Here is a 19693-nt window from a genome sequence, read left to right on the forward strand (position 1 = left end):
CCCTAGGCCCGCTGACGCCGCCGGTGCAGCCGGTCGCCGCCCGCGAGGATCGATGCCGCGAGCGCGTCCGCCGCGCCCTGCGCCGATGCCCGCGGCTCCCCGTGCAGGAGTACGAAGTCGACCGCGCCGAGCTCCGGAAGGCCCGCCCGCTCCGGGACACGGACCAGGCCCGGCGGGATCAGGCCGTGCGAGTGCGCCATCACGCCGAGGCCCGCGCGGGCGGCGGCCACCAGGCCGTTCAGGCTGCCGCTCGTGCAGGCGATCCGCCAGGCGCGGCCGCGCCGCTCCAGGGCTTCGAGGGCGAGGGCGCGGCTGATGCCGGGCGGCGGGAACACGATGAGCGGCACCGGCTTCTCGGGGTCGAGGCGCAGCCGTTCGGCGCCGATCCAGACCAGCTCGTCGTGCCAGACCAGCTCGCCGCGCGGGTCCTCGGGGCGCCGCTTGGCCAGGACCAGATCGAGCTTGCCCGCGTCCAGCTTCTCGTGCAGCGTGCCGGACAGCTCGACCGTCAGCTCCAGGTCCACGTCCGGGTGGTCGTGCCGGAACGACTCCAGGATGTCGGTGAGCCGGGTCAGGACGAAGTCCTCCGAGGCGCCGAACCGCAGCCGCCCGCCGAGCCGCGTCCCGGTGAAGAACGCCGTCGCCTGCTCGTGCACCTCCAGGATCCGCCGGGCGAAGCCGAGCATCGCCTCGCCGTCCTCGGTCAGCTCCACCGAGTGTGTGTCGCGCGCGAAGAGCTGGCGCCCGGTGGCGTCCTCCAGGCGGCGCACGTGCTGGCTCACCGTGGACTGCCGCAGACCCAGACGCCGGGCGGCCTGCGTGAAGCTCAACGTCTGGGCCACCGCGAGGAACGTACGGAGCTGGGCGGGGTCGTACATGCTCACAAGGTTATCGCGGAACGTGATGACAGTCAGAGCGGTATCCGGGATTCCCGATCGCGGTGATCAGGAGGATCATCGAGAGAGCACGACATGAACCGAACCGATGGAGCGAAGTGAAACGCCCGAGCTGGCCCACCTGGATGCCGATCGACCCCTACATCCTGGCGTTGCTCGGCACAGTGGGCATCGCCGCGCTGCTGCCCGCGCGCGGCGTGGGCGCCGACATCGCGGGCGGGGCGTCGACCGGGGCCGTGGCGCTCCTGTTCTTCCTCTACGGAGCACGGCTCTCCACCCGTGAGGCACTGGACGGGCTCAAGCACTGGCGGCTCCATGTCACCGTCCTCGCCTGTACGTTCCTTGTCTTCCCGCTGCTCGGGCTCGCGGCGAAGGGCCTCGTTCCGTACGTCCTGACGCCCGCTCTCTACAGTGGGTTCCTCTTCCTGACGCTCGTGCCGTCCACGATCCAGTCGTCGATCGCCTTCACCTCCATGGCACGCGGCAACGTGCCCGCGGCGATCTGCGCGGGCTCCTTCTCCTCGCTCGCCGGCATCGTCCTCACGCCGCTGCTCGCGGCCGCCCTGCTCGGCAGCAGCGGGGGCGGATTCTCCGCCGACTCGGTCCTGAAGATCGTGCTCCAGCTCCTCGTGCCGTTCCTCGCCGGTCAGGTCCTGCGCCGGTGGATCGGCGGCTTCATCGCACGGCACAAGAAGGTGCTGAGCCTTGTCGACCGGGGCTCGATCCTGCTCGTCGTCTACACCGCGTTCAGCGAGGGCATGGTGCAGGGCATCTGGCACCAGGTGACGCCGCTGCGCCTCGGCGCGCTGCTCGGCGTGGAGGCGGTGCTGCTCGCCGTGATGCTCGCCCTCACCTGGTACGGGGCCAAGAAGATGGGCTTCGGCCGCGAGGACCGCATCGCCATCCAGTTCGCCGGGTCGAAGAAGTCCCTCGCGGCCGGACTGCCCATGGCGAGCGTCCTGTTCGGGGCGCATGCCTCGCTCGCCGTGCTGCCGCTGATGCTCTTCCACCAGATGCAGCTGATGGTCTGCGCGGTGATCGCCAAGCGCCGCTCGCGCGACGCGCAGGACTTCGTCACTGAGCCGTCGCGAGGCGAAGAGACACGAACCGCGGTCGGTACAGGGACACGTTCCGGCTGACGTTCGCCTGCGCGCTCGCGGGCGCCGCGTCCAGCCAGTTGACGTCGTAACTGAGCAGCAGCCGCCCGTTCCCGCTGAGCGCGGGATGCGCCTGGGGGTTGTACGCGGCCATGTCCTGCTCGGCCGAGCCGTCCTTCGGCAGAGGCGGCGCGAAACCCTTCGCGGGACCGTGCCAGGGGCCGGTGGGCGAGCACGCCCAGTAGGAGGTCACGGTGGTCAGGCCCTCGGTGCCCGCGGCCATGGTGAACAGGACGTACGTCCCCTTCACGCGCACCACCGTGAACGCGCTGCCCACACCCTTGCGTTCACCGTCACCGAGGACGGACCGCGGCTTCCCGGACCCGGTCCAGTCCTCGCCGTCCCAGTACCGCCACGCGCCGGGCTCCGCAAGCCTGCCTTTGGGGACGCGCGCCACGTAGGCGTGCGATGCGGGGCGCGCGACGGCCTTGCCGTCGTTGCCGCCGAAGACGTACGTCCAGTCGCCGTCGTCGACCGTCGTCGTGCCGTACAGGACGCGCTTGTCGAGGTCCCGCACGGCACTCTGGTCGGAGACCTTGACGATGCCCTCGACGCGCAGGTCGGGCAGGGAGAGCGTGGCGACCTCCGTGGCGGTCGGCACTCCGTAGATCCACGGGCCCGTGCCGGTGGCGCGGGTCCACAGCAGGACGCGTACGACCTTGTCGGACGAGCCGGGGGAGCGGGGCTCCACCTTCGCGGCGACCGGCCAGCGCCACTGCTGCGGCGCCGGGTCGGGGAAGAGCGGGGCTGGCAGGGTGCGCTGCAACGTGCCCGAACGCGACATCACCACGGCCGAGTTGCGCACCATGGGCGCGGTCGCGTCGCGCCAGGTGTGGGGCTGGCCCGCAGGGTTGGGCGGGGCATGCACCTGGCCGAGGAAGGTGTCGGAGAACAGCCAAAGCAGCCGCCCGTCCGGCAGGCGCACCGAATGCGTGCCGTCGCCGCCGGTCCAGTCGTCCGCCCGCGCCGTGTCGTCGCCGTAGCGGGCGAACGCCCCGGTGACCTTGTCGTCGGCGGTCCAGGACGAGACGGTGCGCGCCTGGCATGCGTCGCCGCCCTCCCGGTCGTCGTCCGGGAGGGCGGTGAGCAGCACGGCCGCGCAGGCCAGGGCGAGCAGCAGGACGAGCCACGTCCTGCGCGCGCCCCAGCCACGGCGTTGACCTTGGTCGGCGGACACGTGCGGGACGTTAGTTGCTCCCGCGGATGTGGTCCATGGGGAGCCATGCGACGGTGTCCCGCGTCACAGGGGCCTTGGACGCGCCGTCCCCGCCGAGGGAGGCCAGCTCGGCATCGCTCAACGCACGGTCGAAGACGCGTACTTCGTCGATAGCTCCGGCGAAGTGAGCGCGGCTGTCGACCCGTTGGCCGACGTGGAAGCCGTACCCGGAAGTGCGGGTGACCGTGCCCGGCACGTCCGCGGTGGTGATCCGCGTGCCGTCGACGGACATCGTCAACTGGCCCCCGCCACGGCGCAGCGCGATGTGGTGCCACTGGCCGTCGTTGTAGGCGCCCGTGGTGCGCACGGACGCGGACTTCGGGGGAGCGGTGCCTTCACGCGTGGTGATCAGGCCCGTGAGGCGGTTGCTCGCGGGCTCGCCGCGCAGCCACACCTGCGGCTGGTTGGTGCCGATGCCGCCCATCCAGAGCAGCGGCTGTTCACCGCTGGTCGCGGAGTAACGGAACCACAGGGAGGCCGTGAAGTCCTTCTTGCCGAGCGGGAGTTGACTGCGGAAGGGCAGGCGTACGGCGTCGTTCGTGCCGTCGAAGGCGATGGCCTTGCCGAACCGGCCCTCGGTGGTGGACGCCCCGCCGAGCACGGCCGCCGCCTTCGCGCGCGGCGCGCGGTCGCCGGCCGTCGGGTCCGGGCCGCGGCGCGGCTGCAGCCAGTCCTCGGTGAAGCGCGCGAAGCGGATCTCGTCGCGCGCGTCGACCGCCCCGCCCTCGTACATCAGGCCCACGTGCTCGCTGTCGGCCCGCACCATGTCCGAGTAGCCGGACCAGTCCGTGGTGACCGTGGTGCCGCGGTCCACGCTGTCCCAGGTGCGGCCGCCGTCGTAGGACGAGCGGATCTGCATCGTGCGGCGGCGGTCGGGGTCGCCGGGGCAGGCGAGCAGCATCCGCTTGCCGAACTGGAGCGTGGATCCCTGCACTTGGGGCGTGTAGAGATCGGGAATGGCCTTGAACGGTGCGACGAAGGAATCACCCCCGTCGCGGCTGACCGTGTGGGTGCGATGCCCGAGGTCGGTGCCGTCCTGCTCGCGCCCGCTGACGTAGACCGCCCCGTCCGGGCGCTCCGTGATGGTCATCTCCGACGGCTTCTGCCGGAACGTGCCGTCGGCCGGTATCGGGTACGAATCCTTGGCGCCGATCCGCCAGTTGTCGCCGCCGTCGTCGCTGACGATCAGGGCCGCGTGGTTCGCGGTGACCCGACTGCCGTTCCACGTCTCGGTGTTGACGGTGAAGACGAGCCGCCCCGCGTGCTTGCCACGGGTCAGCTGGAGACCGTGCACGGGCCCGGTCGCGTACCAGGAGTTCCAGTCCTTCGGCAGGATCTGGTCGCTCAGGTCGCGCGGCGCCGACCAGCTGCGGCCGTCGTCGTCGCTGTACTGGAGGTGTGGGGTGCGGTCGCACGGTATGGCGCAGTTCTGTCCGTCCGTGCGGCCCGTGTTGTACGTCTCCGCGAGAATGATGCGGCCGGTCCTGCGGTCCACGATCGGCGCGGGATTTCCGTGGGTGTCGCCCGCGCCCTCGTTCACGACCTGGAGCGGGCTCCACGTGCGGCCGCCGTCGTGCGACCGCTTGACGACGATGTCTATGTCGCCCGCGTCGCTGCAGTCGTTCACCCGCCCCTCGGCGAAGGCGAGGAGCGTGCCCTTCACCGTCTTCACCACCGCGGGAATGCGGTAGCAGGCGTACCCGGGGTCCTGCGAGGCCTTGAAAAGCACCTGCTGCTCGAACCCCGCCGCACGGGCGTCCGGCGCCGCCTGCGCCGCGGGCCCGGGGACCAGTGCCCCCAAGGCGACGACGGCTAAGGCGGCCGTGGCGGTGCGGAGCGATCTGAGGCGTACATGGAGAGCTGATGGCATGGCGCGGCCCACCCTTCAAGGTGACTGGACATCCTGACATCCCACGTCCAACGTTCGCGCCTCAGACGCTACTTGGACGGTTCGACACCCCACAAGAAGCGTGCGTGGCACGAATGGACGCGGCCTGGTCAGGGGCCGGAACCCGTTCAGGGCACCAAGGGAGCGGGACCGGGACCCCGCCGGCGCAGGGGGCGCTCCCCGCCGGCCGGGGCCCCGCCGCCGTGCAGCGGGGAGCGGCCGGTCAGCCCTGGGAGGCCGCGGCCCGCACGGCGATCCGGTGCTCGCCCGCGTACACGTTCATGGAGGAGCCGCGCAGGAAGCCGACCAGCGTCAGGCCCGTCTCGGCGGCCAGATCGACGGCGAGGGAGGACGGCGCGGAGACCGCGGCGAGCATCGGAATGCCCGCCATCACCGCCTTCTGCGCCAGCTCGAACGAGGCGCGTCCCGAGACCAGGAGCACCGCCCGCGACAGGGGCAGCCTGCCGGTCTGGAGGGCGCGCCCGACGAGCTTGTCGACCGCGTTGTGGCGGCCCACGTCCTCCCGTATGTCGAGGAGCTCGCCGTCCTCGGAGAACAGCGCGGCCGCGTGCAGGCCCCCGGTCCGGTCGAAGACCCGCTGTGCCGCGCGCAGCCGGTCGGGGAGGCACGCGAGCAGCTCGGTCCCGAGCCGGACCGGGGGAGTGTCGGAGATCGGGAACCGCGCCGTCGTCCGGACCGCGTCCAGGCTCGCCTTGCCGCACAGGCCGCACGACGAGGTGGTGTAGACGTTGCGCTCAAGGGTGATGTCGGGCAGGACGAGCCCCGGGGCGGTCTTCACGTCGACCACGTTGTATGTGTTCGAGCCGTCCGCCGTCGCCCCGGCGCAGTAGACGATGGACTGGAGCTCGTCCGCCGAGCCGAGCACCCCCTCGCTCACGAGGAACCCCGCCGCGAGCGCGAAGTCGTCGCCCGGTGTGCGCATGGTGATGGCGAGGGGGTTGCCGTTGAGCCGGATCTCCAGCGGCTCCTCCGCGACGAGGGTGTCGGGCCGCTCGCTGACGGCCCCGTCCCTGATGCGGATGACGCGGCGGCGCTCCGTGACTCGTCCCATGTCGATCAGTCCCGGTTCTGTACGTGCTGGTAGCCGAAACGGCCCTTGATGCAGAGGTTGCCGTGGGTCACCGGATTGTCGTGCGGTGAGGTGACCTTCACGATGTCATTGTCCTGCACGTGCAGGGTCAGATTGCAGCCGACTCCGCAGTACGCGCACACCGTCGTCGTCTCGGTCTGCCGCTCCTCGTCCCAGGTCCCCGCGGCCCGCATGTCGAACTCCGACTTGAAGCTGAGGGCTCCGGTCGGGCAGACCTCGATGCAGTTCCCGCAGTACACGCACGCGGAGTCGGTCAGCGGTCCGTCGTGCTCGACGGCGATCCGGGCGTCGAAGCCGCGGCCCACCACGGAGATGGCGAACGTGTTCTGCCACTGGTCACCGCAGGCGTCGACGCACTTGTAGCAGAGGATGCACTTGTCGTAGTCGCGTACGTAGAGGTCGTTGTCGACCCTGGGCTCCTCGTTCAGCCGGGCTGCGTCCGGGCCGAAGCGGTCGGGCTTGGCCTCGTACTCCTTGAGCCAGCCCGCGACCTTCGGGGTTGTCGACAGGTCGACGGACGAGGCGAGGAGTTCGAGCACGACCTTCCGGCTGTGCCGGGTGCGCTCGGTGTCGGTGAGGACGGTCATGCCCGGCTCGGCGCGGCGAGAGCAGGCCGGGGCGAGGGTACGGGCGCCCTCGACCTCCACGACACACACCCGGCAGGCGTTCTTCGGGGTGAGCGTGTCGCCCTCGCAGAGGGTCGGGACGTCCTTGCCCGCGGCCCGGCAGGCGTCCAGGATGGTCGATCCCTCGGGCACTCTGGCGTTCTGCCCGTCCAGCGTGAACTCGACGAGACGGCGTGGGATTCCCAGCGGTACGGCGGTCACTTGTACGCCCCCAGGCGGTCGATGGCGGATTCCACGGCGTTCCACGCGGTCTGGCCGAGCCCGCAGATGGAGGCGTCCCGCATGGTCCGCCCGACCTCGCGCAGGAGCGCGATGTCACCGGCGGCGTCGGCCCCGGTCCGCTCGACGATGCGGTGCAGGGCCTCCTCCTGCCGGACGGTGCCGACCCGGCAGGGCACGCACTGACCGCAGGACTCGTCGCGGAAGAACTCGGCGATACGGAGCAGGATGCGGGGGAGCGGCACGGTGTCGTCCAGGGCGAGCACGACACCGGAGCCGAGCGTGGTGCCCGCGTCCCTGGTCCCCTCGAAGGTGAGCGGGATGTCGAGCTCGTCGGGCCGTACGAAGCCTCCGGCGGCGCCGCCCAGGAGGACGGCGCGGAGGTTGTCCGGTATCCCGGCGAGGGCGAGGAGCTCACCGAGGGTGGCGCCGAAGGGCAACTCATAGATGCCGGGGCGTTCGACGCTCCCGGAGACGCAGAAGAGCTTGGGCCCGGTGGACTTCTCCGTACCGATGGCGGCGTAGGCCTGCGCGCCCATGGTGAGGATGGGGAGCACATTGACGAGGGTCTCGACGTTGTTCTCGGCGGTGGGCTTGCCGAAGAGCCCCTTCTCGACGGGGAAGGGCGGCTTGGACCTGGGCTCCCCTCTGTACCCCTCGATGGAGTTGAAGAGGGCGGTCTCCTCACCGCAGATGTAGGCGCCGGCGCCCCTTCGTATCTCGATGTCGAAGGCGTAGCCCTGCCCGAGGACGTCGTCCCCGAGAAGGCCACGCGCGCGTGCCTCCGCGATGGCGTGGGTGAGCCGCTCCAGGGCGCGGGGGTACTCGCCGCGGAGATAGAGGTAACCGAGGTGGGCGCCTGTCGCGTACCCCGCGATGGTCATCGACTCGATCAGCGAGTACGGGTCGCCCTCCATGATCACCCGGTCCTTGAAGGTGCCGGGCTCGGATTCGTCGGCGTTGCAGACGAGGTAGTGGGGGTGATCCGGCTGCGAGGCGGTGGCCTGCCACTTCCTTCCCGTGGGGAAGGCGGCACCTCCTCGGCCGAGGAGGCCGGCGTCCGTGACTTCGCGGATTACTTCGGCGGGGCCGATGGCGAAGGCGGTGCGGAGGGCTGCGTAGCCGCCGTGGGCGCGGTAGTCGTCGAGGGAGGTGGGGTCCACCTTGCCGATCCTGTTGAGCAGCAGGAGGCCTTCCTGGCCTGCTTGGGTGACGGAGAGGGCCGCGGGGGGTTCTGCGGGGGCGGTCTCTGGGGCCAGGGCGGCTTGGGTGAGGGTTTCGGGTGCGGCGGGGGCGAGGGTTGCGGTGACGTAGGTCTTCTCCCCAACCCCGCCCCTTCCCGAAAACCCGCTCTGGCGCGGGGGCCTTGGTGGCCGTTGATCACCGGCTTCGCCGAGTTCGTCCTCAAACGCCGGACGGGCTGAAAGACCACGGCCGGGCGAGAGGGTTTCAGCCCGTCCGGCGTTTGAGGACGAGCCGTCAAGGCGATTGGCTGTGACGCCAGGCCCCTGCGCCAGCGGGTTTTCGGGAAGGGGCGGGGTTGGGGAAAAATGCGCCGCAGGCACACCGGCCCGCACCACAAGCGCCGCCGGCGCCCGCTCGCACAGCCCCAGGCAAGGCGAGGCCTCGACGGCCACCCCGGACGCGGGGTCCAGTCGCGCCTCCACCTCCCCGCACAGCGAGGCCCCGCAGACGAGGTCCGTGCAGACCCGCACCACCGTCGCGGGACGCGGCCGCACCGAGAACATGGAGTAGAACGTGGCCACCCCGTACGCCTCCGCCGGCGGCACCATCAGCCGCCGGCAGAGGTAGTCGAGGCCCCCCTCGCTCACCCACCCCACACGGTCGTTGAGCGCGTGCAACCCCGGCAACAGCTCATCCCGCCGCTCCCGCGCCGCCCGGCCACCCCGCGCCCACCGCAGATCCGTGTCGCTGCGGTCATCGGCCCCCTCCCACGCGGTCCCGGGCGGACCGAGCAGCGCGTCCACGGCGGCTCGCTCCTCGTCCGTCGGCTTGCTGTCACCGAAGTGCAGATCCATACGTCACCTCACCTCACTCGACCGTCGCCGGCGCGGTCAGCTTGTCGATACGTATCGCCGACGCCTTGAACTCCGCCGTGCCCGCGATCGGGCAATTGGCCTCGATCGTGAGCTGGTTGGTGTCGACCTCGTCGGGAAAGTGCATGGTCATGAAGGCCAGACCGGGGCGGAGCCCGGGGTCCACCCACACGGGCGCCGTCACCGTGCCGCGCCGCGAGGACACCCGGACCTCCTCGCCGACCACGACCCCGTACCGCTCCGCGTCCTCCGGGCACAGCTCGACGTACTCGCCGCGCCGCAGGGGCGAGGCGAAACTCCCGCTCTGCACCCCGGTGTTGTAGGAGTCGAGCCGCCGCCCCGTCGTCAGCCGGATCGGGTAGGAGTCGTCGGTGAGGTCGACCGGCGGGTCGTGTGCGACGAGCCCGAAGGGCGCGAGCATGCCGCGTCGCGCCGGGTCCGCTTCCCACAACCGGCCGTGCAGGTACGTCGGTTCGACCCGGTCCTCCGAAGGGCAGGGCCACTGGATGCCTTGCAGGGACTCCAGACGGTCGTACGTCATGCCCCAGTGGTCCGGCGACACCGCCCGCAGCTCGTCCCACACCGCCTGCGCGTCCGCGTACTTCCAGTCGTGGCCGAACCGTTCGGCGAGGTCGCAGAGGATGTCGATGTCCTCGCGCGCCTCGCCCGGCGGCCGCACGGCCTTGCGCACCCGCTGCACGCGCCGCTCGCTGTTGGTCGTCGTGCCGTCGGTCTCCGCCCAGGCCGCGGTCGCGGGCAGCACGACGTCGGCCAGCTCGGCGGTCTTGGTGAGGAAGATGTCCTGGACCACGAAGAAGTCCAGGGCCCGCATCCGGCGCATCGCCTGCTCGCTGTCCGCCTCCGACTGCGCGGGGTTCTCGCCGATGCAGTAGACGGCCTTGAGCGAGCCCTCCTCCATCGCCTCGAACATCTCCGTCAGATTCAGCCCGTACCGCGGCTGGATGACCGTGTCCCAGGCCGTCTCGAACTTCACCCGGCTCTCCGGGTCGAGGATGTCCTGGAAGCCGGGCAGGCGGTTGGGGATCGCCCCCATGTCGCCGCCGCCCTGCACGTTGTTCTGCCCGCGCAGGGGCTGCAGGCCCGAGCCGAAGCGCCCCACGTGGCCGGTCAGGAGCGAGAGGTTGATCAGCGCGCGGACGTTGTCCGTGCCGTTGTGGTGCTCGGTGATGCCGAGGGTCCAGCACAGCTGCGCCCGTTCGGCCCGCGCGTAGGCGTGCGCCAACTCCTGGATGGCGGCGCCTGGCACGCCCGTCACCTTCTCGGCGAGCGTCAGGGTCCATGGCTCGACCAGCGCCGCGTATTCCTCGAAGCCGGACGTCGCCCGCTCGATGAACGCCTGGTTGGCCAGGCCCGCGTGGATGATCTCCCGGCCGATCGCGTGCGCCATCGGGATGTCCGTGCCGACGTTCAGGCCGAGCCAGCTCTCCGCCCACTCGGCGGTCGCGGTGCGGCGCGGGTCGACGGCGTACATACGGGCGCCGTTCCTGATCCCCCGCAGGACGTGCTGGAAGAAGATCGGGTGCGCGAAGCGGGCGTTGGAGCCCCACATCACGATCAGATCGGTGTGTTCGACCTCTTCATAAGAAGACGTGCCGCCGCCAGAGCCGAAGGCCGCGGAGAGGCCCGCGACACTGGGCGCGTGACAGGTGCGGTTGCAGGAGTCGACGTTGTTCGTGCCCATCACCACGCGGGCGAACTTCTGCGCCACGTAGTTCATTTCGTTGGTCGCGCGGGCGCAGGAGAACAACCCGAACGCGCCGCGTGCCGCCTGGAGACCCGCCGCCGTACGGGTCAGCGCCTCGTCCCAGGTGGCCCGGCGGAACGGCTCGTCGCGCGAGTCGCGGACGAGGGGGTGGGTGAGCCGGGTGTACGTCGTGGGCACCCGGTCCCGCTTCTTGCTCATGCCGCGCTCCTCATGTTCTCGCTCATGCCGCGCTCCTCATACGGTCGGCCAGCAGATCCGAGATGGCGTGGACGGTACGGAGCGTCGGCACCGGGACCCCGGTGATCTCCGCGAGTTCGACGACGGCCGCGAGCAGCACGTCGAGTTCGAGGGGTTTGCCGCGCTCCAGGTCCTGGAGCGTGGAGGTGCGGTGGTCGCCCACGCGCTCGGCGCCGGCCAGGCGCCGCTCGACGGAGATGTCGGGGCGGCAGCCGAGCGCCGCCGCGACGGTGAGCGTCTCGTTCATCATGATCTCGATGACGCGGCGCGTCCCGCCGTGCAGGCACATCTCGCGCATCGTGGCGCGGGCGAGCGCGCTGATCGGGTTGAAGGAGATGTTGCCGAGCAGCTTGATCCAGATGTCGCCGCGCAGTTCGGGCTCGACGGGGCACTTCAGGCCGCCCGCCCGCATGGCCTCGCTGAAGGCGAGACAGCGCTCGGAGCGCGAGCGGTCGGGCTCCCCGATGGAGAACCGGGTGCCTTCCAAGTGCCTGACGACTCCCGGCCCTTCGAGCTCCGTCGCCGCGTACACCACACACCCGATGGCCCGTTCGGGCGCGATCACCGCACTGACCGCGCCGTCAGGGTCCACGCTGCTGACGCGGTGGCCGTCGTGCGGGCCGCCGTGCCGGTGGAAGTACCACCAGGGGATGCCGTTCTGGGCGGCTATCACCGCCGTCTTGTCGTGCAGAAGCGGCTCGATCAGCGGCCCGCACGCCGCGTACGAGTTGGCCTTCAGGCCCAGGAAGACGAAGTCGACGGGGCCGATGTCGGCCGGGTCGTCGGTGGCGTGGGCCCGCGCGGTGAAGTCGCCGCGAGGGCTGAGGACACGTACTCCGTGCTGCCTCATGGCCGCCAAATGCGGTCCACGGGCGACGAGATGGACGTCGGCACCGGCGCGGTGCAGCGCGGCTCCGACGTAGGCGCCGATCGCACCGGCGCCGAGGACTGCGACTTTCACGGTGGCGCGCTCCGTTCGGTTGAGGGATCCGAAGAAGGCTCTGGGTCGACATCGCATGGGATCGACATCGCGAGGATCGCCGTCGCATGCCATCACTGTCGATGGAATATTGTCTACAGTATGGAAGTTGGCCCAGCAAGGGGTCGCGCGCCACATTGCATACCGTCGACCCAATCGCGCTCGCCTCTTCCCAACTCCCCTTCCGGCTTCCTACTGTTCGGGATCATGAGGCCCCCCGTCGCACCCCCGGGCTGGAGCCGCTGGCTCGTACCGCCCGCCGCCCTGTCCGTGCACCTCTCCATCGGCCAGGCCTACGCCTGGAGCGTCTTCAAGCCCCCACTGGAATCGGCACTCCACCTCAGCGGCACGCAGAGCGCGCTCCCCTTCCAGCTCGGCATCGTGATGCTCGGCCTCTCGGCGGCCTTCGGCGGCACGCTCGTGGAGCGCAACGGTCCGCGCTGGGCGATGACGGTCGCGCTCGTCTGTTTCTCGTCCGGCTTCCTGATCGCGGCCCTCGGCGCGGCGATCAGTCAGTACTGGCTGATCGTCTTCGGCTACGGCTTCGTCGGCGGCATCGGACTCGGCATCGGCTACATCTCGCCCGTGTCGACCCTGATCAAGTGGTTCCCGGATCGTCCCGGCATGGCGACCGGCATCGCGATCATGGGTTTCGGCGGCGGCGCGCTCATCGCGTCGCCGTGGTCGGCGCAGATGCTGGAATCCTTCGGCGCGGACTCCGGCGGCATCGCGCTCGCGTTCCTCGTGCACGGCCTCACGTACGCCGTCTTCATGGCGCTCGGCGTGCTCCTGGTGCGGGTGCCGCGTACGGAGGGTGCGCGGAAGCCCGGCGCTCCCGGCGCGCTCGACGGGCCGCAGGTGTCCGCGCGGGCCGCCGTACGTACGCCTCAGTTCTGGTGCCTGTGGATCGTGCTCTGCATGAACGTGACCGCGGGCATCGGCATCCTGGAGAAGGCGGCGCCGATGATCACCGACTTCTTCTCCGAGACCTCGACACCGGTCTCGGCCGCCGCCGCCGCGGGCTTCGTCGCCCTGCTCTCCGCGGCGAACATGGCCGGACGCATCGGCTGGTCGTCGACGTCCGACCTGATCGGCCGCAAGAACGTCTACCGCGTCTACCTGGGCGTGGGCGCACTGATGTATCTGCTGATCGCCCAGTTCGGGGACACATCGAAACCGCTCTTCATCGTCTGCGCGCTGGTGATCCTCTCCTTCTACGGAGGCGGCTTCGCGACGATCCCCGCGTATCTGAAGGACCTCTTCGGGACCTATCAGGTCGGCGCGATCCACGGGCGGCTTCTGACCGCCTGGTCGACGGCCGGTGTGCTCGGTCCGCTGATCGTCAACTGGGTCGCCGACCACCAGGAAGAGGCGGGCAAGCGAGGAGCGGGGCTCTACGGCCTCTCCCTGACGATCATGATCGGACTGCTGGTCGTCGGCTTCGTGGCGAACGAGTTCGTCCGTCCCGTCCACGCCCGCCACCACATCCCCGCCCCGAGGGAGGCCGCCCATGACGGCGCCGACCAGCACGCCGCCCAGTAGTCCGCCCCGCCGCAGGGCGCTGATCGTCGCCGCCTGGCTCTGGGTGGGGGTTCCGCTCGGATATGGGCTTTATGAGCTCGTGCACAAGGCCACCCAGCTCTTCACCGGGTGACACGATGATGAGAAGTGGCCAAAGCCGACGCCCGATTCCTGTCGCTTTACGTGTCCTGTTACTGGTGAGTCGCTGAGCAGACTGGACCGTCCCGCATCTCCGGCAACAAGGGGGACCCGTTCATGCACGGCTCACGCATCGCCGCCGTCGGCCACTACCAGCCTGCCAAGATCCTCACCAACGAGGACCTGGCGGGCATGGTCGACACCAGCGACGAGTGGATCCGCTCCCGCGTGGGCATCCGCACCCGCCACATCGCCGGACCCGACGAGCCGGTCGACGAGCTCGCAGCGCAGGCCGGCGCCAAGGCCGTGGCCGCCGCGGGTCTCGCGCCCGATGCCATAGACCTCGTCCTGGTCGCCACCTCCACCGCGATCGACCGCTCGCCGAACATGGCGGCCCGGGTGGCGGCCCGGCTCGGCATCCCGTCACCGGCCGCCATGGACATCAACGTCGTCTGCGCGGGCTTCACGCACGCGCTCGCCACCGCCGACCACGCCGTGCGGGCCGGGGGCGCCACCCGCGCCCTCGTGATCGGCGCGGACAAGATGTCCGAGGTGGCCGACTGGACGGACCGCACCACGTGCGTCCTGGTCGGGGACGGTGCCGGCGCGGCGGTCGTCGAGGCGTGCGGTCCCGGCGAGGTGCCCGGCATCGGTCCCGTGCTCTGGGGCTCGGTGCCCGAGATGGGCAACGCCGTCCGTATCGAGGGCACGCCCCCGCGGTTCGCGCAGGAGGGTCAGAGCGTCTACCGCTGGGCGACGACACAGCTGCCGCCCCTCGCCCGCAAGGCCTGCGAGAGGGCCGGTCTCACGCCGGAGGACCTGGCCGCTGTCGTCCTGCACCAGGCCAACCTGCGCATCATCGAGCCGCTCGCCGAGCGGATCGGCGCGGTCAACGCCGTCGTCGCGCGCGATGTCGTGAACTCCGGCAACACCTCGGCGGGCAGCATCCCGCTCGCCCTGTCCAAGCTGGTGGAGCGCGGCGAGATCGTCCACGGCGATCCGGTGCTGCTCTTCGGCTTCGGCGGGAACCTGTCGTACGCGGGCCAGGTCATCCGCTGCCCGTAGTACGGCCCCACCACCGTCCCCGCATGGTGTGACGGGACCGACTCCCCCTGGTGCTGGCCATTGTGCTCAGTAGACTGTAGACAAAAGGCAATCGTCGAGGAGGGGACCGCGATGTTGTCCACAGGACTGCCGCAGGGGGCGGTGCCCAAGCTCGAACGGCCCGGACCGCTCCGTGAGCGGGTCTACGAAGCGCTGCTCGAGCTCATCACGACCCGCGCGCTGCAGCCGGGCCAGCACCTCGTGGAGAGTGAACTGGCCGGGCACCTGGGGGTGTCGAGGCAGCCGGTGCGTGAGGCCTTGCAGCGGCTGAACACCGAGGGCTGGGTCGATCTGCGGCCCGCGCAGGGCGCGTTCGTGCACGAGCCGACCGAGGAGGAGGCGGACCAGCTGCTCACGGTCCGCACGCTCCTGGAGGCGGAGGCCGCCCGGCTCGCCGCCGCCAACACGGGTACCGCCGGAATCACGGCCCTGGAAGAGCTGTGCGCCAAGGGGGAGAAGGCCGTCGCGGACGGCGAGGTGGACCTGGTGGTGGCCACGAACGCGGCCTTCCACGCCAAGGTCATGGAGCTCGCCGGCAATGTCGTCCTCGCCGAACTCGCCGGGCAGGTGGACCGCCGCGTGCGCTGGTACTACACACCGGTGGCCCGCCAGCGCGGCAAACAGTCCTGGATCGAGCACCGTCAGCTGATCGCGGCGATCGCCGATCGCGACGAGGGCCGGGCCACGGAGATCATGCGCGCGCACACGGAGCACACGCGCGAGACCTACCACCGGCGCGAGCGCGACGCCTGACGCTCACCTCTGAGGTCATGCGCGGGACACACCTGTCCCTCCCTTTGTCCTGTGACTGGAGAAAGTCATGGGTAATTCGTGCGCAACTTCTTCCCACTCCCGGCAGGCGCTGCTACGTTCCCCTCGAAAGCCCGGCGAGATGAATGAAAGCCGGGCGTGATGTCGTGAGTTGCCCGATGAGGCGGGGAGGGGCGCGTGAGACGTATGACGGCTCGACCCGCCAATGCGCACCAGGCGCGACTGCTGCGGCTGCTGCGTGACGGAGGGCCCAACTCCCGTGCCCAGCTGGGCGATCAGGTCGACCTCTCGCGGTCGAAGCTGGCCGTCGAGGTGGACCGGCTCCTGGAGACCGGACTCGTGGTCGCCGACGGACTCGCCGCCTCGCGCGGCGGCCGCCGCTCCCACAACATCCGCCTGGCCCCCGCCCTCCGTTTCCTCGGCGTGGACATCGGCGCGACCTCGGTCGACGTAGCGGTGACCAATGCCGAGCTGGAGGTCCTCGGCCACATCAACCAGCCCATGGACGTGCGCGAAGGCCCCGTCGCCGTCTTCGAGCAAGTCCTCGCCATGGCGGCCAAGTTGAAGGCCTCCGGGCTCGCGGAAGGGTTCGACGGCGCCGGTATCGGTGTCCCGGGACCCGTCCGCTTCCCTGAAGGCGTCCCGGTCGCCCCGCCGATCATGCCGGGGTGGGACGGCTTCCCCGTACGGGAGGCCATCAGCCAGGACCTGGGCTGCCCCGTCATGGTCGACAACGACGTGAACCTGATGGCGATGGGGGAGCAGCACGCGGGCGTCGCGCGCTCCGTGGGCGACTTCCTCTGCGTCAAGATCGGCACGGGCATCGGCTGCGGGATCGTCGTCGGCGGTGAGGTCTACCGAGGGGTGACCGGCAGCGCGGGCGACATCGGCCACATCCAGGTCGAACCGGACGGGCGGCCCTGCGCCTGCGGCAACAAAGGCTGCCTGGAGGCGTACTTCAGCGGCGCGGCGCTCGCCCGCGACGCGGAGGACGCCGCCGGGCAAGGGCTCTCCCAGGAGCTCGCGGCCCGCCTGGAAGCCGCCGGGAAGCTCAGTGCCGTCGACGTCTCCGCGGCGGCCGCCGCGGGGGACTCCACCGCGCTCGACCTCATCCGTGCGGGCGGCAACCGCACCGGCCAGGTCATCGCGGGCCTCGTCAGCTTCTTCAACCCGGGCCTCGTGGTGATCGGCGGCGGGGTGACCGGCCTCGGCCACACACTGCTCGCCGCCATCCGCACCCAGGTCTACCGCCAGTCGCTGCCCCTGGCGACCGGCAACCTCCCCATCGTTCTGGGCGAGTTGGGGCCCACCGCCGGAGTCATCGGCGGCGCCCGGCTCATCAGCGACCACCTGTTCTCGCCGGCCTGACCGGCACGTACGACCCCGTACGACCCCGTACGACGCCACGCACGCACCACACCACACCTCACCCAGTACAGCGCCCTGCTCTGCCCTGCCCTGCCCGAAATCGTCGGCCGCACCCGCCCAAGGGAACCGTCATGGCACCAGAACCACCGCTGCTCACCATGTCCGGCATCACCAAGTCGTTCCCCGGCGTCCGCGCCCTCGACGGCGTCGACCTCCAGGTCCAGGCCGGCGAAGTGCACTGCCTCCTCGGCCAGAACGGCGCCGGGAAGTCCACGCTCATCAAGGTCCTCGCCGGGGCCCACCAGCCCGACGACGGCGAGATCACCTGGCGCGGCGAGCGCACCACGCTCAAGTCGCCCATCGCCGCCATGCGCCTCGGCATCGCCACCATCTACCAGGAGCTCGACCTGGTGGAGGGCCTGTCCGTCGCCGAGAACGTCCACCTCGGGCATGAGCCGACGGCGGCGGGTTTCGTCGTGAAGGGGCGCGAGGCCAAGGCGTCAACTGCCACCCTGCTCAAGCGACTTGGGCACGGTGAGATTGATCCGGGCACGCTCGTCGGTGATCTCTCCGCCGCCCAGCAGCAGATCGTGTCGATGGCCCGCGCGCTCTCCCACGAAGTGCGCCTCATCGTCATGGACGAGCCGTCCGCCGCCCTGGACCCGGACGAGGTCGACAACCTCTTCCGCATCGTCGGCGACCTCACGGCCGACGGCGTCGCCGTCGTCTACATCTCCCACCGTCTCGAAGAGATCCGCCGCATCGGCGACCGCGTCACCGTCCTCAAGGACGGCCGCGCGGTGGCGGGCGGACTCCCCGCGAAGGAGACCCCGACCCGCGAGGTCGTCGCGCTGATGACGGGCCGCAACGTCGAGTACGTCTTCCCCGACCGTCCCGTCGAACCACCGCTCACCGAACCGGTGCTGAAGGTGACGGGCCTCGCCCGCGAGGGCGAGTTCGAACCCCTCGACCTCGAACTGCGACCCGGCGAGATCGTCGGACTCGCCGGGCTCGTCGGCTCCGGGCGCTCCGAGATCCTGGAGACCATCTACGGCGCACGCAAGCCGACCTCCGGTCAAGTCGCCGTGGACGGCAAGCCGCTGAGGCCCGGAAGTGTCCGCGCCGCCGTCCGCGCGGGGCTCGGGCTCGCCCCCGAGGAGCGCAAGGCGCAGGCCCTGCTGATGCTGGAGTCCGTCACCAACAACGTGTCGGTCTCGTCCATGTCCCGCTTCTCACGCGGCGGTTGGATCGACCGGGGCGCCGAGAAGAAGGCCGCGCAGACCGCGACCCGCGAGCTGTCCCTGCGCCCCGACAATCCCGGCGCCCCCGTGCGCACGCTCTCCGGCGGCAACCAGCAGAAGGCCGTCCTGGCCCGCTGGCTGCTCCGCGGCTGCCGCGTCCTGCTGCTCGACGAGCCGACCCGCGGCGTGGACGTCGGCGCCCGCGCCGAGCTGTACGCCGTGATCCGCAGGCTCGCCGACGACGGCCTCGCCGTCCTGCTCGTCTCCAGCGAAGTGCCCGAAGTCCTCGGCCTCGCCGACCGTGTCCTGGTCCTCCGCGAGGGCCGCGTCGTCCATACGGCGCCCGCCCGTGACCTCGACGAACACCGCGTACTCGACCTCGTTCTCGAAGGGAGCCCGGCGTCATGACGCAGCCCGCATCGCCGCCACGGCCCGCCGCATCGAAGAGTCAACCGGCGGACGGCGCAAGCCCGTTGCGGACACTCTCCGCACGAGCCGACGTGCGGACGCTGTCCCTGCTCGGTGTGCTCGCCGCGCTGGTCCTGATCGGCGGCATCACTCAGCCCGACTCGTTCCTGGACACCGACAACGTCCAGCTGATCCTCACCCAGGCGTCCGTTATCGGCGTCGTCACGGTCGGCATGACGTTCGTGATCATCTCCGGCGGCATCGACCTGTCGGTCGGCGCGATCGTCGCGCTCGCCTCCGTGTGGGCGACGACGGTCGCCACCCAGGAGTACGGCTTCGCGGGCATCCTGTTCACCGCGGTGATCGTCGGCATGGCCTGCGGTCTGGTCAACGGAGTACTCATCGCGTACGGCGGGATGGTGCCGTTCATCGCGACGCTCGCGATGCTGGCCGCGGGCCGCGGTCTCGCCCTGCAGATCACCGACGGCAAGACGCAGATGGTCACCGTGGACGGGGTGCTTAAGCTCGGCGAGCGTGACTCCTACATTCTTGGCATCCCGCCGCTCGTGCTCGTCTTCGCGGCCGTCACCGTCGTCGGCTGGCTGCTCCTGAACCGCACCACCTTCGGGCGGCGCTCGGTCGCGGTCGGCGGCAACGCGGAAGCGGCGCGGCTCGCCGGCATCGACGTACGCAGGCAACGCCTTTATCTCTACCTGCTCTCCGGCCTCTGCTGCGGCATCGCGGCCTTCCTGCTGATCATCCTCTCCGGGTCGGGCCAGAACACCAACGGCAACCTCTACGAGCTCGACGCCATCGCCGCCGCGATCATCGGCGGCACCCTGCTCAGCGGCGGCCGGGGCACCATCACCGGCTCCGTGCTCGGCGTACTGATCTTCATCACGATCCAGAACATCTTCGCGCTGAACAACCTCCAGAGCGACGTCCAGCAGATCGCCAAGGGGGCGATCATCGTCGCCGCGGTGCTCGTCCAGCGACGTACGTCCTCAACTCACTGACCCGCAGACCCGGA

Annotated in this window: 16 protein-coding genes; 8 read left to right on the forward strand and 8 right to left on the reverse strand. The window is 70.6% G+C overall.

The genetic code is table 11. The annotated features are described in order from the left end of the window. Positions 1-2: 2 nt before the first annotated feature. Positions 3-878 carry a LysR substrate-binding domain-containing protein gene (locus tag E5671_RS37190; RefSeq protein ID WP_160508389.1) on the reverse strand — a complete coding sequence of 292 codons (876 nt, stop codon included), beginning with the start codon at positions 876-878 and terminating at the stop codon, positions 3-5. 143 nt (positions 879-1021) lie between these two features. Here E5671_RS37190 and E5671_RS37195 point away from each other — a divergent pair, with 143 nt between their 5' ends. Beyond that, the gene (locus tag E5671_RS37195) at positions 1022-2035 is read left to right on the forward strand and encodes a bile acid:sodium symporter family protein (protein ID WP_160510656.1); all 1014 of its coding nucleotides are present in this window, start codon (positions 1022-1024) and stop codon (positions 2033-2035) included. On the opposite strand, the gene E5671_RS37200 is transcribed toward E5671_RS37195, so the two are convergent. From E5671_RS37200 to E5671_RS37230, 7 genes are all read right to left on the reverse strand, one after another. Then, on the reverse strand, positions 1971-3230 hold the full coding sequence (locus tag E5671_RS37200) for a hypothetical protein (RefSeq protein ID WP_336605958.1): 1260 nt from the start codon (positions 3228-3230) through the stop codon (positions 1971-1973). The genes E5671_RS37195 and E5671_RS37200 overlap by 65 nt on opposite strands. A 10-nt stretch (positions 3231-3240) precedes the next feature. Continuing rightward, positions 3241-5139, reverse strand: a complete 1899-nt coding sequence (locus tag E5671_RS37205) for a sialidase family protein (protein ID WP_160508391.1) — start codon at positions 5137-5139, stop codon at positions 3241-3243. A 241-nt stretch (positions 5140-5380) separates the two neighbouring features. After that, on the reverse strand, positions 5381-6229 hold the full coding sequence (fdhD, locus tag E5671_RS37210; RefSeq protein WP_160508393.1) for a formate dehydrogenase accessory sulfurtransferase FdhD: 849 nt from the start codon (positions 6227-6229) through the stop codon (positions 5381-5383). A 5-nt stretch (positions 6230-6234) separates the two neighbouring features. After that, positions 6235-7095 carry a 2Fe-2S iron-sulfur cluster-binding protein gene (locus E5671_RS37215; protein WP_160508395.1) on the reverse strand — a complete coding sequence of 287 codons (861 nt, stop codon included), beginning with the start codon at positions 7093-7095 and terminating at the stop codon, positions 6235-6237. Further along, a complete protein-coding gene (locus tag E5671_RS37220) occupies positions 7092-9152 on the reverse strand; it encodes an NADH-ubiquinone oxidoreductase-F iron-sulfur binding region domain-containing protein (protein WP_160508397.1) in 2061 nt (686 codons plus the stop codon). Before E5671_RS37220 ends, E5671_RS37215 begins: the two co-directional genes overlap by 4 nt. A gap of 13 nt (positions 9153-9165) precedes the next feature. Further along, a complete protein-coding gene (locus E5671_RS37225; protein WP_160508399.1) occupies positions 9166-11094 on the reverse strand; it encodes a molybdopterin oxidoreductase family protein in 1929 nt (642 codons plus the stop codon). A 22-nt stretch (positions 11095-11116) separates the two neighbouring features. Beyond that, a complete protein-coding gene (locus E5671_RS37230; protein ID WP_160508401.1) occupies positions 11117-12094 on the reverse strand; it encodes a 2-dehydropantoate 2-reductase in 978 nt (325 codons plus the stop codon). 225 nt (positions 12095-12319) lie between these two features. On the opposite strand from E5671_RS37230, the gene E5671_RS37235 reads away from it, so the two are divergent. The 7 genes from E5671_RS37235 to E5671_RS37260 all read left to right on the forward strand — a co-directional run bounded on the left by E5671_RS37235 (position 12320) and on the right by E5671_RS37260 (position 19679). Beyond that, positions 12320-13654, forward strand: coding sequence for an OFA family MFS transporter (locus E5671_RS37235; protein ID WP_160508403.1), 1335 nt, complete (start codon positions 12320-12322; stop codon positions 13652-13654). Continuing rightward, positions 13623-13766: an MFS transporter small subunit gene (locus E5671_RS45585; protein ID WP_202121416.1), complete on the forward strand. Its 144-nt coding sequence runs from the start codon at positions 13623-13625 to the stop codon at positions 13764-13766. Before E5671_RS37235 ends, E5671_RS45585 begins: the two co-directional genes overlap by 32 nt. A gap of 122 nt (positions 13767-13888) precedes the next feature. Next, on the forward strand, positions 13889-14836 hold the full coding sequence (locus tag E5671_RS37240; protein WP_160508405.1) for a beta-ketoacyl-ACP synthase III: 948 nt from the start codon (positions 13889-13891) through the stop codon (positions 14834-14836). A gap of 111 nt (positions 14837-14947) precedes the next feature. Continuing rightward, positions 14948-15628, forward strand: a complete 681-nt coding sequence (locus E5671_RS37245; RefSeq protein ID WP_160508406.1) for a GntR family transcriptional regulator — start codon at positions 14948-14950, stop codon at positions 15626-15628. Between the two features lie 204 nt (positions 15629-15832). Further along, positions 15833-17014: an ROK family transcriptional regulator gene (locus tag E5671_RS37250; protein ID WP_160508408.1), complete on the forward strand. Its 1182-nt coding sequence runs from the start codon at positions 15833-15835 to the stop codon at positions 17012-17014. A gap of 131 nt (positions 17015-17145) precedes the next feature. After that, positions 17146-18663, forward strand: a complete 1518-nt coding sequence (locus tag E5671_RS37255; protein ID WP_160508410.1) for a sugar ABC transporter ATP-binding protein — start codon at positions 17146-17148, stop codon at positions 18661-18663. Next, positions 18660-19679: an ABC transporter permease gene (locus E5671_RS37260; RefSeq protein WP_160508411.1), complete on the forward strand. Its 1020-nt coding sequence runs from the start codon at positions 18660-18662 to the stop codon at positions 19677-19679. Before E5671_RS37255 ends, E5671_RS37260 begins: the two co-directional genes overlap by 4 nt. The last annotated feature ends 14 nt before the right edge of the window (positions 19680-19693 follow it).

Origin of the sequence: Streptomyces sp. BA2 (assembly GCF_009769735.1) — a bacterium.
GTDB lineage: Bacteria > Actinomycetota > Actinomycetes > Streptomycetales > Streptomycetaceae > Streptomyces.

Bases quoted from the DNA above. Each gene is read 5' to 3' on its own strand.
- E5671_RS37190 (WP_160508389.1), bottom strand. From the start codon at position 878: ATGTACGACCCCGCCCAGCTCCGTACGTTCCTCGCGGTGGCCCAGACG.
- E5671_RS37195 (WP_160510656.1), top strand. From the start codon at position 1,022: ATGCCGATCGACCCCTACATCCTGGCGTTGCTCGGCACAGTGGGCATC.
- E5671_RS37205 (WP_160508391.1), bottom strand. From the start codon at position 5,139: ATGCCATCAGCTCTCCATGTACGCCTCAGATCGCTCCGCACCGCCACG.
- fdhD (WP_160508393.1), bottom strand. From the start codon at position 6,229: ATGGGACGAGTCACGGAGCGCCGCCGCGTCATCCGCATCAGGGACGGG.
- E5671_RS37220 (WP_160508397.1), bottom strand. From the start codon at position 9,152: ATGGATCTGCACTTCGGTGACAGCAAGCCGACGGACGAGGAGCGAGCC.
- E5671_RS37225 (WP_160508399.1), bottom strand. From the start codon at position 11,094: ATGAGCAAGAAGCGGGACCGGGTGCCCACGACGTACACCCGGCTCACC.
- E5671_RS37235 (WP_160508403.1), top strand. From the start codon at position 12,320: ATGAGGCCCCCCGTCGCACCCCCGGGCTGGAGCCGCTGGCTCGTACCG.
- E5671_RS45585 (WP_202121416.1), top strand. From the start codon at position 13,623: ATGACGGCGCCGACCAGCACGCCGCCCAGTAGTCCGCCCCGCCGCAGG.
- E5671_RS37240 (WP_160508405.1), top strand. From the start codon at position 13,889: ATGCACGGCTCACGCATCGCCGCCGTCGGCCACTACCAGCCTGCCAAG.
- E5671_RS37245 (WP_160508406.1), top strand. From the start codon at position 14,948: ATGTTGTCCACAGGACTGCCGCAGGGGGCGGTGCCCAAGCTCGAACGG.
- E5671_RS37250 (WP_160508408.1), top strand. From the start codon at position 15,833: ATGACGGCTCGACCCGCCAATGCGCACCAGGCGCGACTGCTGCGGCTG.
- E5671_RS37255 (WP_160508410.1), top strand. From the start codon at position 17,146: ATGGCACCAGAACCACCGCTGCTCACCATGTCCGGCATCACCAAGTCG.
- E5671_RS37260 (WP_160508411.1), top strand. From the start codon at position 18,660: ATGACGCAGCCCGCATCGCCGCCACGGCCCGCCGCATCGAAGAGTCAA.